The following is a 15,435-nucleotide window of genomic DNA, read 5'->3' on the forward strand; positions in this document are numbered from 1 at the left end:
CTGTTAATTGACGACCTAATTCTGAGCAGCCATGCTATCTAAATTTTTTATTCAGCGTCCCATTTTTGCCAGTGTACTAGCAATTATTGTTATGGCATTTGGTATTTTCTCGGTGCTGAATTTACCCGTAGAGCGCTATCCTGATATTGCCCCTCCTAAAATTACAGTATCGGCAAGTTATAGTGGTGCGGATGCGCAAACGGTTGAGCAAAGTGTTACTCAGATTTTAGAACAACAAATACAAGGTATTGATAATTTACTTTATTTTAGCTCTACCAGTGATTCATCAGGACGTAGCCGAATTACCATTAGTTTTGATAATGGCACAAATCCAGATACAGCACAGGTCCAAGTACAAAATAGTATTAGTGGCGTCATAAGACGTTTACCCGATGAAGTACAACGCCAAGGGGTGACTGTGAGCAAGTCACTTGGCGATACTTTTATGGTGGTAGGCTTATATGACTCAACTGGTAAATCGGGCAATATTGAGCTATCGGACTATTTAACGACACATGTGGTAGATGACCTGAACCGTATTGAAGGGGTGGGTGAGTCTGATGTTTTTGGTTCGCAATATGCAATGCGAATTTGGCTAAATCCAGAGAAATTAAAACAATATAATTTAATGCCAAGTGATGTTGCGAATGCAATCACTGCTCAAAATACACAAGTTGCCGCAGGTGCAATCGGTGATTTACCTGTCATTGATGGACAATATTTAAATACTAAAGTCACCGCAGGATCTCGACTAAAAACAGTCGAAGATTTTAAAAATATTGTAGTGAAAGCAAATCAAACAGCGAGCTATGTCTACTTAAAAGATATTGCTAGAGTCGAGTTGGGTGCAGAAAATTATCAGTCTTTTAACACTATTAATGGCTATCCGGCCGCTGGTTTAGGCATTTCACTATCTTCTGGTGCAAACGCGATTCAGACCTCAAAACTCATCCATCAAACTCTAGATCAGCTTACAACCAAGCTACCTGCTGGCTATAAAATTGTTTATCCACGAGATAATACGCCGTTTGTCCAAGAGTCTATTAAGGAAGTTGTAAAGACGCTTATTGAAGCCATTATTTTAGTTATTTTGGTGATGTTCCTGTTCTTGCAAAGCTGGCGCGCTACACTCATTCCAAGTATTACCGTTCCTGTGGTTATTTTGGGAACTTTTGCTGTTTTATATGTGCTCGGTTTTAGTATTAACACCTTGACGCTGTTTGCATTGGTGCTCGCCATTGGTTTGCTAGTAGATGATGCGATTGTGGTGGTTGAGAATGTTGAACGGCTCATGCATGAACAGCATTTAACGCCGAAAGAAGCAGCCATTGAGTCGATGGGAGAAATTAGTGGTGCCTTAGTCGGAATTACATTGGTTTTAACTGCTGTTTTTATTCCAATGTCGTTTTTAGGTGGCTCAATTGGCGTGATTTACCGTCAGTTTTCTATTACTTTAGTTGCCGCTATGGCGTTATCACTCGTCGTGGCATTAGTGTTAACACCTGCTTTATGTGCCTTAATTTTAAAGCCTAATCCAGAGCCTATGCGCTGGGCAGTTTGGTTTAACAAAAAAATTGATCAACTCAAAAATCAATATATCAAGATTGTCCAGACAACCATTCGGTATAGTAAATCGGTTATCGTGATTTTTGTGGCTTTGATTGCTGTTTTTGCATTGTTCTATAGCGGTTTAAAAAGTGGATTTATTCCTAAAGAAGATCAAGGCATTTTAAGTGTTCAAATTAAACTTGTTGATAGTGCGCCAATCTCGCAAAGTCAGAAAATTGGAGAACAAGTCCGCCAATATTTCTTAACTCAAGAAGATATGAATGTGGATCTGGTTTTAATCCGCTATGGCCGAAATTATTCTGGTACAGGGCAGAACTTGGCGCAAGGATTTATTGCCTTAAAACCTTGGGATGTACGTACAGGTAAGGAAAATTCGGCTGACGCTATACAAAAGCGTGCAATGAAATATTTTAGTCAGTTCAATAATGCACAAATTAATGTGACATTACCTGCTTCAGTCAATGGTTTGGGCCAAACTGATGGGTTGGATTTATGGATTCAGGATTTAAATGGCCAAGGGCAAGATTTTCTGGATAATACCTTCCGCCAGTTGCAAACGCAGAGTAAAAGCTATTCAAGTTTTGAGAACTTTGATAAGCAATCTACTAACAGTAAAGCAAACCTCAATATCAAAATTGACCAGAAACAAGCATTAGCAAATGGATTAGAGCTCCCCGCGATTAACAATACCTTGTCGAGTGCATGGGGTGGAACGTATGTGAATGACTTTATTGACCGTGGTCGTATCAAACGCGTTATGATCCAAGGTGATGCCGAGTTCAGATCGAAACCGGAAGATTTATATAATTGGTCTGTACGTAATAATCAAAATGAGATGGTGCCTTTTAGCTCATTTGCTAACTTCAGTTGGGGTGGTGCTCCTGAAATTGTAAAACGCTATATGGGTTATAGTGCATTACAACTTCAAGCTGATGTTGCGAGTGGTAGCAGTTCGGGTCAGGCAATGAAAGATGTTGAACAACTTGTAAATCAGCAAAAGGATGTTGGCTTGGCGTGGACAGGTTTATCTTTTGAAGAGCAGAAGTCGACAAATCAGGCTGTCTGGTTATATTTAATCTCGGCAGGCTTTATCTTCTTATGTTTAGCTGCACTCTATGAAAGTCTAAGCATTCCCGCTGCGGTAATGACCTCTATTCCGCTTGGGGTGGGAGGAAGTGTCATATTCTCTTATCTTTTTGGTCTACCAAATGATGTGTATTTCCAGATTGCACTGTTAACCACAATTGGATTGTCTTGTAAAAATGCAATTTTAATTGTTGAGTTTGCTGCCTTGGCGCAAGAAAAAGGGAAGAGTGCAATTGAAGCAGCTTTAGAAGGCGCAAGCTTACGTTTAAGACCGATTTTAATGACTTCTTTAGCTTTTGGTGCAGGAGTGATTCCTTTGGTCTTTGCACAAGGGGCAGGGGCTGTAAGCCGTCAAGAAATCGGTATTAGTATTTTAGGTGGCGTTATGTTTGGTACAGTACTGGTTCTTTTCTTTATTCCAGTTATGTACGTATTACTGCGTTCGCTGTTTAGATCGAAAACTACTAGTTAAAAGTAAACAATTTAAAAAGAGGTATTAAATCAAGTATATTAAGATTAACTTTCTCTTTATATATTTGATTTAGATGCCTCAAGAAAAAAAATTAACAGAGCAACAGGTTATCGCACTAGAACGAGATCTGGCTAAGTTTGCAACCATGATGGATAGTGCGGTTCGCATTCCTTTTACAAAGCAAGGTATTGGTGCCGATGCTGCGCTCAGTACGATTCCAATTGCAGGTGATGTCGCTGGTTTCGCATTGACGTGTTATGCGATTTATAAAGCCAAACAAATTGGTGTGCCTCAGCATAAATTGACTCCAGTCATCAAACTTGCCTTTGTAGATGCTGTAGTCGGATTTGTTCCTGTGGCTGGGACTATTTTTGATATTTTTATAAGACCAAGTCGAAAAGCACTAGATGTAGTTCATACGCATATACGCGAAGAATATAAGATCCAAAGTGATATTCATGTCGTTCATCCCTACTTACATGAAAAGCTCGAAAAGAAGCAGCAGAACTCAGCTTTCTGGAGAAATCCTGTTGTCAGTTGGTTATGGTTGCATATTCCCGATTTAGTAGGTGCGCTTGTACTGCTTTTAATTGGATTAGCTGTTTGGTGGGGCGCAAGCTATCTTTGGAGTCTCTATCAAACCATGTAATAAAAAATAAAGCCTCCATTTGGAGGCTTTATTTTTACATTAAACGTTTTATGGGCAATCTAATTGATGTAAAGCTGCCACACGTTGTTCAATTGTTGGGTGGGTTTGGAACAAAGCAGCTAAGCTGAAACCTTGTTCTTTACCTTCCGCAATTGCGAAGGCTTTCATTTCTTTTGGCATTTGATCTGGCATTTCTGTCTCAGCTTGGAGACGTAATAATGCAGAAATCATTGCTTGTTTACCTGCTAAACGTGCACCTGCTTCATCAGCACGGTATTCACGATAACGAGAGAACCACATCACAATGGCAGAAGCGAGAATACCAAAGACGATATCCAATACCATGGTAATAATGAAGTAACCCATACCAGGGGCTTCATCGTCTTGACGACCAAATACGTTACGGTCGATAAAGTCACCAACGACACGCGCAAAGAACATAACAAAGGCGTTCACAACACCTTGGATGAGCGCTAGGGTAACCATGTCACCATTCGCAACGTGACCAATCTCGTGCGCAAGCACTGCACGTAGTTCATCTTTGTTCATACGTTCAAGTAGACCAGATGAAACGGCAACTAAAGCATCATTTTTGTTCCAGCCTGTTGCAAAGGCATTGGATTGATATGATGGAAAAATACCAACCTCTGGCATGTTGATACCAGCACGTTGAGAAAGTTCAGCGACTGTTTGCAATAACCAGCTTTCAGCTTGGTTACGAGGAGCATTCGGGTCGATCAGTTCTGTACCGGTCGTTTTCTTAGCCATCCATTTTGACATGAATAACGAGATTAAAGATCCCACCATACCAAACACAAAACAGATCACTAAAAGGTTGCCTAGATTCAAGCCACCCGCGCCATGGTAACTACCGACACCGAAGAGTGACAAAATAATGCCAGCTACAACCAGTACCGCGAGGTTGGTAAGCAAAAACAAACCAATCCGCATCATTGAGAAAATCCTCTTATAAATAAAATGTTATCTGATTTACAAATTCGAAATCATGAAGCTAATATGCGGGGCTTGGGGGAAAAATTCAAGAAAAAAATAAGGAATTGATACATTCTTTCATGTAGCAGAATGTACCTAAATTTAAAGAATAATTGGCTAAATTCGTCAAAATGGTAAAGATCGGGTAATAGATCATTACAATTTAAAACATCTAAACTAACCTAAATAGAACTGCGAGCCGCCGTTCTTCTTTACTGTTTATTCAATTCTTATATGGGCAATTGCGGTGGCATTATTGGTGACATAAGTGCCCGTTGGCGCATCGGTATAGGTACCGTCAGATAAAGTCACGATTTGACGAGAAGATGAATATTTAGGTGATTGAGTCGTGATTTGAGCTGTTGTGTTTTCTGCCAAATTAGAAGGATGTGAAACGGTTTGTACTGAAGCATTCGTAAAAGATGAAAAACCTGAACCCGATGCATATAGGTTTTGGTATCGACTTGTTACACGGCGCACATAATCTTGTGTTTCACGGAAAGGGGGAATACCGCCATATTTGTCGACATTACCTTCCCCGGCATTGTAAGCCGCAAGCGCCATTTGCGTGTTTCCATTAAAACGCTTGAGTAACCAGCTTAAATATTTAGCGCCTGCAAAAATATTTTGTTGCGGGTCATAGGCGTTAGAGACATTAAAACGACGGGCAGTCGCAGGCATGAGCTGCATTAAGCCTTGAGCACCTACTGGCGAACGAGCTCTTACGTTAAATCCTGACTCGGTGTGCATAACGGCTTTAATTAGACCTTCTGAAACACCATGTTGTTGTGCAGCTTGTCTAATAATATGGTCGAAAGCATTTTTATTCTTATTGTAGCTTGGCAGAACAGAAGCTTCTGATGCTCCCCAGTTTGTATAACTGTGAATATTACTATCAGGGTAATAGGTCACTTTTACTTTTTTAAGAGAGTGGTCATAGCTTTTTCGGTTGGTGAGCAATGTACTACCGTTTTTATCTTGGTAAATATACATTTGACCCGCTGAACTCGAGGTTGTGCCGACCGTAAAAGTGGTCATCCCCAGCAAACAAGAAACAAGAAATTGAACCGAATTTTTCATTTTATGTTATTCACAATTTTTAGGTACTCAAAACTTGCAAAAGAGTTTATCAAAAAATATTACTTAAAGAAGATTTGTGTAATTTTTTTTATTTCGACTCTTTCAAAAAATCAAGCTGATTTGTTCGAATGCTCATCAAAAAAAATTAAAAAATTTTTTTAAAATGATTCTATTGACATGGTTAACTTGTTGATTGTTAATAACAAAAAACATTGGTTAAAAAATGATCAATTTAAAGAAAACCCTTAACAGAAGGCCAAAACAGTTTGTCAAGTACGAAGAAATCCACAATTTTATCCACAGGTTTTGTGGAAAACTGTGGAAAAGTCCAAAAAGTAAGCATTTTGCACAAATTTTGAACGCTTTAGTCAAAATAGAGCATGTGTTTTGCATCATGCACGAGCAATGTGACGACTTCAAGAATTGAAACTATTCTTTTGATGCGATTCTCTTCTGAATCATATAAAATTGCGCGGTATTTTTATTTATGGGTATATCTCGTCTATGTACGCGCCAGTTGAGTCCAATCAGGGATTTAATTTTAAGCCTGAACTTCCAACAAGCTCGGCCTATTACCGTTTGCTCAAGAAGCTTCGCCGTCAAGTTGGGCATGCTATTCGTGACTTCAATATGATTGAAGATGGCGATAAGGTCATGGTGTGTGTCTCTGGTGGTAAAGACAGTTATACCTTGCTCGATATTTTGTTGCAGTTTAAGCGTATCGCACCGATTAATTTTGAGGTGGTTGCGGTTAACCTCGACCAAAAACAACCAGGCTTTCCTGAAGATGTTTTGCCTCGTTATATGGAAGAGAACAACATTCCATATTACATTTTAGAAAAAGACACCTATACCATTACTAAACGCTTAACGCCGGAAGGTAAAACCTACTGTGCAGTATGTTCACGTTTACGCCGTGGTTCTTTATATGGCTTTGCACAAGAGATTGGTGCCACTAAAGTTGCTTTAGGTCATCACCGTGATGACATCATTGCAACGTTCTTCTTGAATTTGTTCCATGGCGGTAGCTTAAAGGCGATGCCTCCAAAGCTTTTATCGTCAGATAAAAAGAACATTTTGATTCGTCCTTTGGCATATGTTGAAGAAAAAGACATTATTAAATATGCCGAGATTCGTCAGTTCCCAATCATTCCATGTAACCTTTGTGGTTCGCAGGAAAACCTACAGCGTGCCATGCTTAACGAAATGCTACGTGAATGGGATAAACAATATCCAAAACGCTTACACAGCATTTTCGGGGCGTTACAAAATGTATCTCCGTCTCAGTTAGCGGACCGTGAATTGTTTGATTTTGAAGCTCTAGATTCTCAGCGTGAGCTAGATATTAAAGATCCGGAAGAGCTGAAGAACCGTTTAGATGTCGTGAACTTAAGCTTTGCTGCTGAATAAAAGCTAGTGTAGACAATGTTAAAGGCACTTTATAAACAAGTGCCTTTAATGTATCAAAATACTAAAAAATGAATGTTCCGTACAAAAAGTCATAGCCCAAAATTTAAATTACATGCTATAACAACGCACAAGCAGAATTGCTTCACATGATGTTGTCTGGATAGACAACCAGAGAAATTGAACAAATAAATTTGAGGAAGAATCATGCCTGCATTTTTAACTGAAGATTGGTTTGCGACTGTCGAAAAATTAACTGCTGAAGCAGGTGATCTTAATTTGCCACCCGCTCTTGCGAATTTGGCAATTAATTTAGTAGTTACAGATGCTTCTGGAAATACCGAATTAGCGTTAGATGGGGGTAAAATCCAAAAAGGTTTGTCTTCAAATGCCAAAACAACTTTAAATATGGATGCTGAAACTTTACGTAAAGTATTCTTAGAGTTTGATATGGCTGCTGCTATGCAGGCATTCATGACTGGTAAAATTAAAGTTCAGGGCGATATGTCTCAATTAATGGCTTTACAAACAGCTAAGCCAAGCCAAGAACAAAAAGATTTGTTTAAGAAAGTATTAGAGCATACTGCTTAATCCTAAAAGAATTCATATAAAAAGCTTACCCGAAGAGGTAAGCTTTTTATTGATACAAACCATGAATTTATCAACTTTTGAAAATAAAAATTAGATATTGATTCGTGTTTGCGCCGTTTTGATATGTTCAAGATAAGCACGGATACGAGTGACATATTGAACTGCTTGCTTATATCGACCATTTCGCGCTTTATTGCTTTGCAAATAGTCATAGAGATTAACCCATTTGTTCGGATCTTTCCCTTGAGATTGCAAGCGCTTCTGAATCTGACTTACCGCACCCGGTCCCATGTTATAGGCCACAAGCGCATACCAGTTCCGATCAGGGAACGGAATATTATCAAATTCAGTTAGCATCAAATCGTAATACTTCGCGCCGCCCTGAATACTCTGAGCAGGATCGCTACGATTGCTTACACCCATTGCTCGAGCAGTGCTATTGGTTAACATCATTAAGCCGCGAACACCTGTGGGAGAAACAGATTCTGGCTTTAAATATGACTCTTGATAACCAATTGCGGCAAGTAAATGCCAATCTAGATCATACTTCGCGGCACTTTGTTTAAAGCTTGCTTTGTAGATCGGTAAACGTGTACTTAAGTCACGTTGAATGGTTGACCATGCTTCTGGTTTCACCACATTGCGGTTATAAAAAGAGGCAAGCTGTTGTGTCACACCATTTTGCTTACTTTGGCATACAAAGCCACTGGCGGTCTGAGTGAGTGGGTCATCAGCCTGTTTAAATACCCAACTTAACTCAGGATTTAAGCCATTTTTTTGCAAATTCGCTGTGTCACCACAAGTTGCAGAAAAAGACATCAAACCTTTGTTTTCGATTGTGCTTAAACCAGCTGTAGTCATCGCAAAGTTTGCTTTACCTTGCTGAACCCATCTAAGTGCAGTGGCATTGTCTGCCACGATTTTAAAGTCCAGCTTTACATTTAGATTCTGTGCATAGTTACGTGCTAAGTCGTAACCAAAACCGTGTAAAAACTGATCTTCTTTGAAAACGGTTGTTGGGCTTTCTACCGCAACAACAGTTAAAGTGTTTGTGTTAACTACAGTATTGTACTGTAGGGTTTTTCCTGCATTAAGACTATGAAATGGGAGAAATATAGTACTAAGTGCAAGAGCTTTTAACGGGAGAGAAGAAAATAAAGAGTTAAGGCAAAGCCTCGACCCAGAACTTGAATTACTGTGCATGTTGTCTCCGCTACAGATAATTTATGCCCTAAAAGTCAGACAAAAAGCTGCCATAACTTCTAAAAGTTGATAAATTCAATAAGGGGTGGGCAGTCATGACGTCATTCAAAATGACATGAAATGAAAAAAACAAACTGTGTAGAAAATCTACATAGTTTTCGAGTGGGTTAAAAAATGCTCAACATTTAAACTGCGCGCATCATAATATTGAAAAAAAGTAATGTCAAATTTTGTACAATTAAAACTTCGATATATCATCATAAACACATGAATTTCTTAAGGAAGAAAATTTATACACTTCTGATGTGAGAAAATAGGGTATAAAATGCTACATCTTGTAAGCGATATGTTGTTGAACAGTGGTTTTTTATCATGAAATCTAACTTAATCACTCGGTCAGGGCATGACAAATTAGTTGCTGAATTAAAACAACTTTGGCATGAAGAACGACCGGAAATCACTAAAAAAGTAAATTGGGCTGCAAGCTTAGGTGACCGCAGTGAAAACGCGGATTATCAATATAATAAGCAGCTCCTTAGAAAAATTGATCGACGTGTACGTTATTTAGGAAAACGCTTAGAAGAATTAAAAATTGTTGATTACTCTCCTGAGCAAGACGGCAAAGTTTACTTTGGCGCTTGGGTTGAGATTGAAAACGAAGAAGGTGAGCAAAAAACTTTACGTATTGTAGGAATTGATGAAATTTATGATCATCACCCTCAACATATCTCGATTGAGTCGCCTATGGCTCGCGCATTGCTCGGCAAAGAAGTTGATGATGAGGTTGAAGTACACACGCCATCTGGAAAAAAGCTGTGGTATATCAATACAATTCGCTATGAAAAGACGGAAAACTCAGAAATTTAAATAGATTTGTGTTTATTTTGAGCGGTTGAATTAAAAATTAAATAAAAGATTTGCCAACTTCAATTTTTATTTATATTATAGCGCTCGTTGGAAGCGTGGCAGAGCGGTTTAATGCACCGGTCTTGAAAACCGACGAGGGTGTGAGTCCTCCGTGAGTTCGAATCTCACCGCTTCCGCCAGATTCTTAAAAGCCCTTGTTAATGACAAGGGCTTTTTTTTTATACCTAGTGTCTACATTACAGTAAGATTTAGCTTAAATACTGCTAATAAATCCTGAAAATTTCATATAAATCAAATAAGTATATATTTTAATCAAAATTACTATATTTATATAATATATTTTTTATTTTCAATATCTTATCAATTAAGCTTCTATATAACAGAATCGAACAAGTTATTTGTAGAATATTCATTTATTGATATATGATGAGCCAATATTTAGAAACTGTTTCAAAACATAATTCTATTGTTCAGCGAGCAAGTTCAAGGAAGGAATGATGCTGAATTCAGTTTTCTAAACCCGATACCTGGAAATTATTTCCGCCCCAAAATTGTATTTTGACCCATTGGTTGGCAATGCCTGACTCTTTTGTAAGATAGGCGTTTCCTATTTTAGGATGTATCTATGAAAAAATTATTTAGTGTTTTGTTCAGCGCATCTGTTCTAACACTGACTGCATGTAATAAAGAACCTGCAAAAACTGAAAATACAGCATCAGCTAAAGACAAAACTGAATCAGTTCGAACTATTAAACTGGTATCAACAGGTTCAGACACTGACGTATGGAAATATGTTGCAACGCTTCCTGAAACTGCTCAAGCGGGCATTAAACTCGAAGTGACTAACCTGACAGACTATGTTGTATTGAATACATCTGTAGCAAGTGGCGAACAAGATGTAAATGCGTTCCAGTCATTTAACTATTTGGCAGCTTATAACTCTTCAAATACAGCTAAAGTTGCTGCTGTTGCGACAACTTACCTAGAGCCAATGGGTATTTATGCAAATAAAGTTAAATCTGTTGAAGAGTTCCCACAAGGCGCGACCATCGCGATTCCAAACGATACTGCCAATGAAGCGCGTGCTTTAACATTATTACAGTCTGCTAAACTGATTAAACTTAAACCAGACTTTGACCCTGTAAAAGGGACGACCAATGACATCGTTGAAAACCCTAAAAACTTGAAGTTAAAACCAATTCAAATGACCACAGCAGTTCGTGTTAAGAATGATGTAGATGCGATTGTGTTGGGTAATACATTAGCACTTGAGGGTGGCCTCAATGTAATGAAAGATTCTATCTTCCGTGAGCCTATTGACCAGTCTACAAAGCTTTATGTGAATTTGTTGGGTGTTGCTGAAGCGAACAAAAACGACCCGATCTATACAAAACTGGGTGAACTTTATCACTTACCTAAAGTTCAAAAGTTTGTAAGCGAAAAATTCGGTGGCACAAAAGTTGAAGTGAACAAACCTGTTTCTGAATTTGCAGACATCAAATAAGTAATTTTTTAATTTAAAATTATTTTTAAAAGCTAAGTCTCGGTAATCGGGGCTTAGCTTTTGGATTATTTATTTTTAAAGGAAACCCAAAGTTATCGGAACAAGATTTATATTAATTTTAGAAGACTAGCTATCAAATAATTCTTAGCATACTTGACCTATTATCTCTTTATCTGAAAAATTTCTAAACCTTAAACTTTTACCATACAATCAAAAATCACAATAAAATTAAGGTGAAATAATGAGAAAAAATATATTGATTCTTAGCCTATTAATTGTCAGTGCACAGAGCTGGGCTGAATGTAAAATTGGTGATTTAGAGATTGATCCAAGCGCTTCACAAACACCAGAAGGGACACCAAATCCAAGCAACTATATAACAATAACTGGTCAGAAAGTGTTAACTAAGGCTTTGGCTAATATAAACATAGGAACACTTATAAAAACTAAAACTGATACCAATATTGCTCAGTCTAATGTGATTGCTTTTGAATATATTTTCAAGAAACCAATAAATCTAAACTCAAATGAACTAGCTTCAGGATTTATCACAGGAACAAGTAATTATGACGGTATTGTTTTTGCCGCACCAAGTTTTGGAAGTGCGTATGGTTCACAGCAAAATTTGTTCATGAGTTCTATTTCTGGAAACATAACCCCAAATCAGACACAAAAAGAAGTTTTAGCAAATGAAACTGTTAGAGTGGGAATTTATTACAATCAAATCAGCAAGAAAATTGGTTATATTGTAAATGGAGTAGATAGGGGATACACATGGAGTTATACAAATCCATTAAGCAAAATGAAATTTGGTATTGCCATTGAAGAAGGGTTTTATACTTCCAACTCTAGTTCACTTGGAAAAGAAATATCATATGAAATAGTATCTGATCATTCAAAACTACAATTTACTTATCCAACAGGTACCACAGATATTTGTGGAACACCTCTTTAAAATAGACCCTATATCCAAATGCTGCCTCCCTATCTAATGAGGCAGTATTTATTAGTCTATTGAGTATCTATTTTTAAATCTGGAATCAAATAAAATAATTTATACATTATTATTTGCTGCTAATTTGGTTTTTACTAAAAAATGTGTGTCAGAAAATATTAAGTATTCTTTTGGAAAACAAAAATGATAAAAATTATAAAATAGGTCGAGAAGTATCCTTTTATAAAAACATGTCTTAAGCTTTCTTCAAAATAAATAGGGTAACCTTTTCCTATGAGGATAGAGAAAAATATTGAAAAAATCATAAACAAAAAAGTATAGAAGACTTTTGAAAACATTATATAATTTTCAGAAAATTCTTTTTTATTAAAAAATACATTTGTTATTTTTTCTGTAAGAAAAATTGAGACTATGGAAGTGAATACTCCCAATGTAATACTAAATAAAATTGTATTTAACATTTAAGAATCCCAATTTTAAAGAATAATCTGATTTTATCACTTTCTAAAAAAACATGAAGTATGGAAACTTTATTTAATTTTTTAGAGTACCTTTAATTCTGTCAGTATAAATATTAATCTTTTTTGTGTAAAGTAGTCTGCAATAGCTTGTCTCTCCTAATTTTATATTTTTTCTAATATTGAAAAGTTATATCTTTAAAATCATTTTTTAATTTGTTTATAAAATTAATACAAGCATTTATTATCTCTGGATACATTACATAAATATTATTTTTATCTTTATTAAACCAAACTGAGTTGATTCTCCATAAATTATCTTTTTCTTTTGCAAAAGTGAGAATATTTTTTTCCTCAAACTCCATAGAGGAATAAGAAAAATTTTGCTTCTCATCTCTATCAAGTCATTGTTTTAAGTAAATGGCAAATTCTAATAATAGTAGATCTTCTTCCTTGAAGATAATTTTATTTTTAACTTTAATTATCAAAGTACCTTCAATTTCTGATGAAACAATAGGATCTATGATAGAGCTTTGTGGACCATGCGTGATTACGTAGGAAATTTCCATATTGCCTTTCTTTAATTTTATATAGTAGATATCTTAATAAATACTTTATTCTAAAGTTATTTTGTTTAATTCAGTTTTGAGCCAATTAAAAAAATTAATAAAATCTGTTTTAGATTGAAAGTAAATATTTGCTTCATCTGTAAAGATCTTCCAATCTAATAAATCATCATTTATTAGCTTTGAAATTTCATCAATGCATATAGGAATTTCATCAGGATTTTTTTGAAAATAATTTAAAAATATCTTGGTTGCTTTCAAAAATATCTAAATATCCCAGAAAAAATCCTATTAAATATGTATATCTATCAAAATATGAAGACATATATTTCCTTTTTATTAGACTTAGAAAAAATGAAAATTTCCTAAAATACACAATACACCTTATACGAAATTTATCAGTTCAATAAGTAAAAATCTGAGTGTTCCCAATAGGCTGATTTATCAAGTTGAATCTAAATTGCCGCATCAACTCTTTGGATAACGGCTGAGGCTGCTGTATTTGCATCATCAAAAGTTGTAAAAACTGTCCGTGGCTAAACACAGCCAAATTCTTTTGGTCATAATTTTCAGTTAATGCCTTTAGCTTTTCATGAAAAGCTTGAACCCGAACATATAGATCTTCAAAAGACTCTGCATCATCGGCATCTCTATGCTGATAATCCATTTTCTCCCAGTATGCAGTTACCCAAGCTTTACGGTCATCCATATTTGTATTGGCACACTTACGCTCAGACAAATAGCTAAACTCATGCACATGTTCATCTATTTCATAAGTGAAATTATATTTTTCCAAAAGTGGGGCAGCTGTTTGATGTGTACGCAAATATCGAGACACAATTACATGATCAATTTTAGGTAGTTGTGAACAGAGTGCTTGAGCTTGTTTATACCCATGTTCACTTAAAGTAATCAAAGCATGCGAAAGGGTTTTTCCATTAATATTGGCTTCACTCTCAGCATGTCGGATCAGAAAAATACTCATATTATTTTATTGTTCAATTGCACGTATAGCACCTAAAGCAGCTACTTTTCTTCCCGCTTTTACTTTTGATATGTCGCAATCTTGCCAAAGCTCAGGAAGGCAGTTTTCTTTAGCAGACTTTAAAGCCGTGTCTAAATAACCGGGTAATTCTATTGTTCCTCCTCCTATTACTAATTGCGATGGATTTAAAAGATTAATAACAGTTGCTATTCCAAGACCTAAAGCTGTGCCTGCCTCTTTTATAACAGTTAAAGTTGCTTGATCTCCATTGTTAGCCATTAATGCTAGATTAGATGGGCTGAGTGCACATTGCTTGGCAATTGCTGAGCCACTTGCAACTTCATCTAAACGCTTAATTCCTTCATTACTTTTTATTGGTAAGTAACCTAGCTCACCAGCCCAACCACTAGCTCCTAGTAGGGGTTTTCCATTTATTATGAATGCAGCCCCAATACCTGTCCCAATCATAATAATGCCGCTTGCAGCATGAGACGAGGAATCATTTAGTTCCGCATGCATGGCAGCTTTTACATCATTTAAGATAATTGTTTTACTACATAATAATTTTAATGCTTCATTTCCTTGCCAACCTATAAATGCAGGGAGGACATCACAATTAACAATGTGCCCATATTCGTTAACTAGACCCGGCACTGCTAGGCTTATGCTTTCGGGCTTAATTCCATGTTTTAAAATAAAAGATTGTAGGTGTGATATTAATTCTTCTGGGGTGAATGAAATTCCTGTACTAAATATCTCCTCAATTTCATCACATAATATTAATAATTTAGTACCTCCAAGGTCTACACCAATTTTCTGTCTGTTCATCCGATGCCTTATGTAAAAATCATTTTTTAAAATTCTAGCGCGTCTAGAGGATTGTGTTTTTATAATTATCAGTGTTTGTGTAATAACTTTTAAATTTAATTCAAATGAAGATCTATCATTTTCCTTATACTGAATATTGGCGTAAATATAACAAATAGTTGTTTACTAATTTTTCTGTTTTTATGCCTTTATAAACCCCTCATTAACAATAACCCACGCATT

13 protein-coding genes, 1 tRNA gene and 2 pseudogenes are annotated in these 15,435 nt (G+C 36.4%); 8 read left to right on the forward strand and 8 right to left on the reverse strand.

Translation table 11 applies throughout. The features are described from left to right. Positions 1-31: 31 nt before the first annotated feature. Together MKL51_RS07270 and MKL51_RS07275 are read left to right on the forward strand one after the other, a co-directional pair. Positions 32-3,127: a multidrug efflux RND transporter permease subunit gene (locus MKL51_RS07270; protein WP_032007030.1), complete on the forward strand. Its 3,096-nt coding sequence runs from the start codon at positions 32-34 to the stop codon at positions 3,125-3,127. 73 nt (positions 3,128-3,200) lie between these two features. Continuing rightward, positions 3,201-3,776: a DUF4112 domain-containing protein gene (locus MKL51_RS07275; RefSeq protein WP_032007032.1), complete on the forward strand. Its 576-nt coding sequence runs from the start codon at positions 3,201-3,203 to the stop codon at positions 3,774-3,776. Between the two features lie 48 nt (positions 3,777-3,824). On the opposite strand, the gene htpX is transcribed toward MKL51_RS07275, so the two are convergent. Both htpX and MKL51_RS07285 read right to left on the reverse strand, forming a co-directional pair. Then, positions 3,825-4,730, reverse strand: a complete 906-nt coding sequence (gene htpX, locus MKL51_RS07280; protein ID WP_002118851.1) for a protease HtpX — start codon at positions 4,728-4,730, stop codon at positions 3,825-3,827. Positions 4,731-5,173: 443 nt separating this feature from the next. Further along, a pseudogene (locus MKL51_RS07285) lies at positions 5,174-5,849 on the reverse strand (lytic transglycosylase domain-containing protein); the annotation flags it as partial. A 504-nt stretch (positions 5,850-6,353) separates the two neighbouring features. Here MKL51_RS07285 and ttcA point away from each other — a divergent pair. After that, positions 6,354-7,259 (forward strand): tRNA 2-thiocytidine(32) synthetase TtcA, encoded by a 906-nt coding sequence (ttcA, locus tag MKL51_RS07290; protein WP_002118895.1) that lies wholly within the window; start codon positions 6,354-6,356, stop codon positions 7,257-7,259. Between the two features lie 204 nt (positions 7,260-7,463). Beyond that, complete coding sequence (locus MKL51_RS07295; RefSeq protein ID WP_002118641.1) at positions 7,464-7,847, forward strand: SCP2 sterol-binding domain-containing protein; 384 nt, start codon at positions 7,464-7,466, stop codon at positions 7,845-7,847. Positions 7,848-7,937: 90 nt separating this feature from the next. Here MKL51_RS07295 and MKL51_RS07300 read toward each other — a convergent pair whose 3' ends face one another. Continuing rightward, positions 7,938-9,050, reverse strand: a complete 1,113-nt coding sequence (locus tag MKL51_RS07300; RefSeq protein ID WP_032007035.1) for a transglycosylase SLT domain-containing protein — start codon at positions 9,048-9,050, stop codon at positions 7,938-7,940. A 372-nt stretch (positions 9,051-9,422) separates the two neighbouring features. Between MKL51_RS07300 and greB the strand changes: the two genes are divergently transcribed. The 4 genes from greB to MKL51_RS07320 all read left to right on the forward strand — a co-directional run bounded on the left by greB (position 9,423) and on the right by MKL51_RS07320 (position 12,376). After that, positions 9,423-9,917 (forward strand): transcription elongation factor GreB, encoded by a 495-nt coding sequence (gene greB / locus MKL51_RS07305; RefSeq protein ID WP_032007037.1) that lies wholly within the window; start codon positions 9,423-9,425, stop codon positions 9,915-9,917. 89 nt (positions 9,918-10,006) lie between these two features. Beyond that, a tRNA-Ser gene (locus MKL51_RS07310) sits at positions 10,007-10,096 on the forward strand. A gap of 446 nt (positions 10,097-10,542) precedes the next feature. Further along, positions 10,543-11,421 (forward strand): MetQ/NlpA family ABC transporter substrate-binding protein, encoded by an 879-nt coding sequence (locus tag MKL51_RS07315; RefSeq protein WP_032007038.1) that lies wholly within the window; start codon positions 10,543-10,545, stop codon positions 11,419-11,421. A gap of 241 nt (positions 11,422-11,662) precedes the next feature. Next, positions 11,663-12,376 (forward strand): DUF4882 family protein, encoded by a 714-nt coding sequence (locus MKL51_RS07320; protein ID WP_032007039.1) that lies wholly within the window; start codon positions 11,663-11,665, stop codon positions 12,374-12,376. Positions 12,377-12,534: 158 nt separating this feature from the next. Here MKL51_RS07320 and MKL51_RS20975 read toward each other — a convergent pair whose 3' ends face one another. The 5 genes and pseudogenes from MKL51_RS20975 to MKL51_RS07335 form a co-directional block, all read right to left on the reverse strand. Continuing rightward, a complete protein-coding gene (locus tag MKL51_RS20975) occupies positions 12,535-12,837 on the reverse strand; it encodes a hypothetical protein (RefSeq protein WP_032007040.1) in 303 nt (100 codons plus the stop codon). Positions 12,838-13,010: 173 nt separating this feature from the next. Then, positions 13,011-13,403, reverse strand: a pseudogene (locus MKL51_RS21035) (DUF7878 domain-containing protein). 45 nt (positions 13,404-13,448) lie between these two features. Further along, positions 13,449-13,661, reverse strand: a complete 213-nt coding sequence (locus tag MKL51_RS07325; protein WP_228131182.1) for a hypothetical protein — start codon at positions 13,659-13,661, stop codon at positions 13,449-13,451. Positions 13,662-13,803: 142 nt separating this feature from the next. After that, positions 13,804-14,385: a histidine phosphatase family protein gene (locus tag MKL51_RS07330; RefSeq protein WP_032007041.1), complete on the reverse strand. Its 582-nt coding sequence runs from the start codon at positions 14,383-14,385 to the stop codon at positions 13,804-13,806. A 6-nt stretch (positions 14,386-14,391) separates the two neighbouring features. Further along, complete coding sequence (locus MKL51_RS07335; RefSeq protein ID WP_032007042.1) at positions 14,392-15,213, reverse strand: ROK family protein; 822 nt, start codon at positions 15,211-15,213, stop codon at positions 14,392-14,394. Positions 15,214-15,435 lie beyond the last annotated feature (222 nt).

The organism is Acinetobacter sp. AOR18_HL (assembly GCF_027855145.1).
GTDB lineage: Bacteria > Pseudomonadota > Gammaproteobacteria > Pseudomonadales > Moraxellaceae > Acinetobacter > Acinetobacter pittii.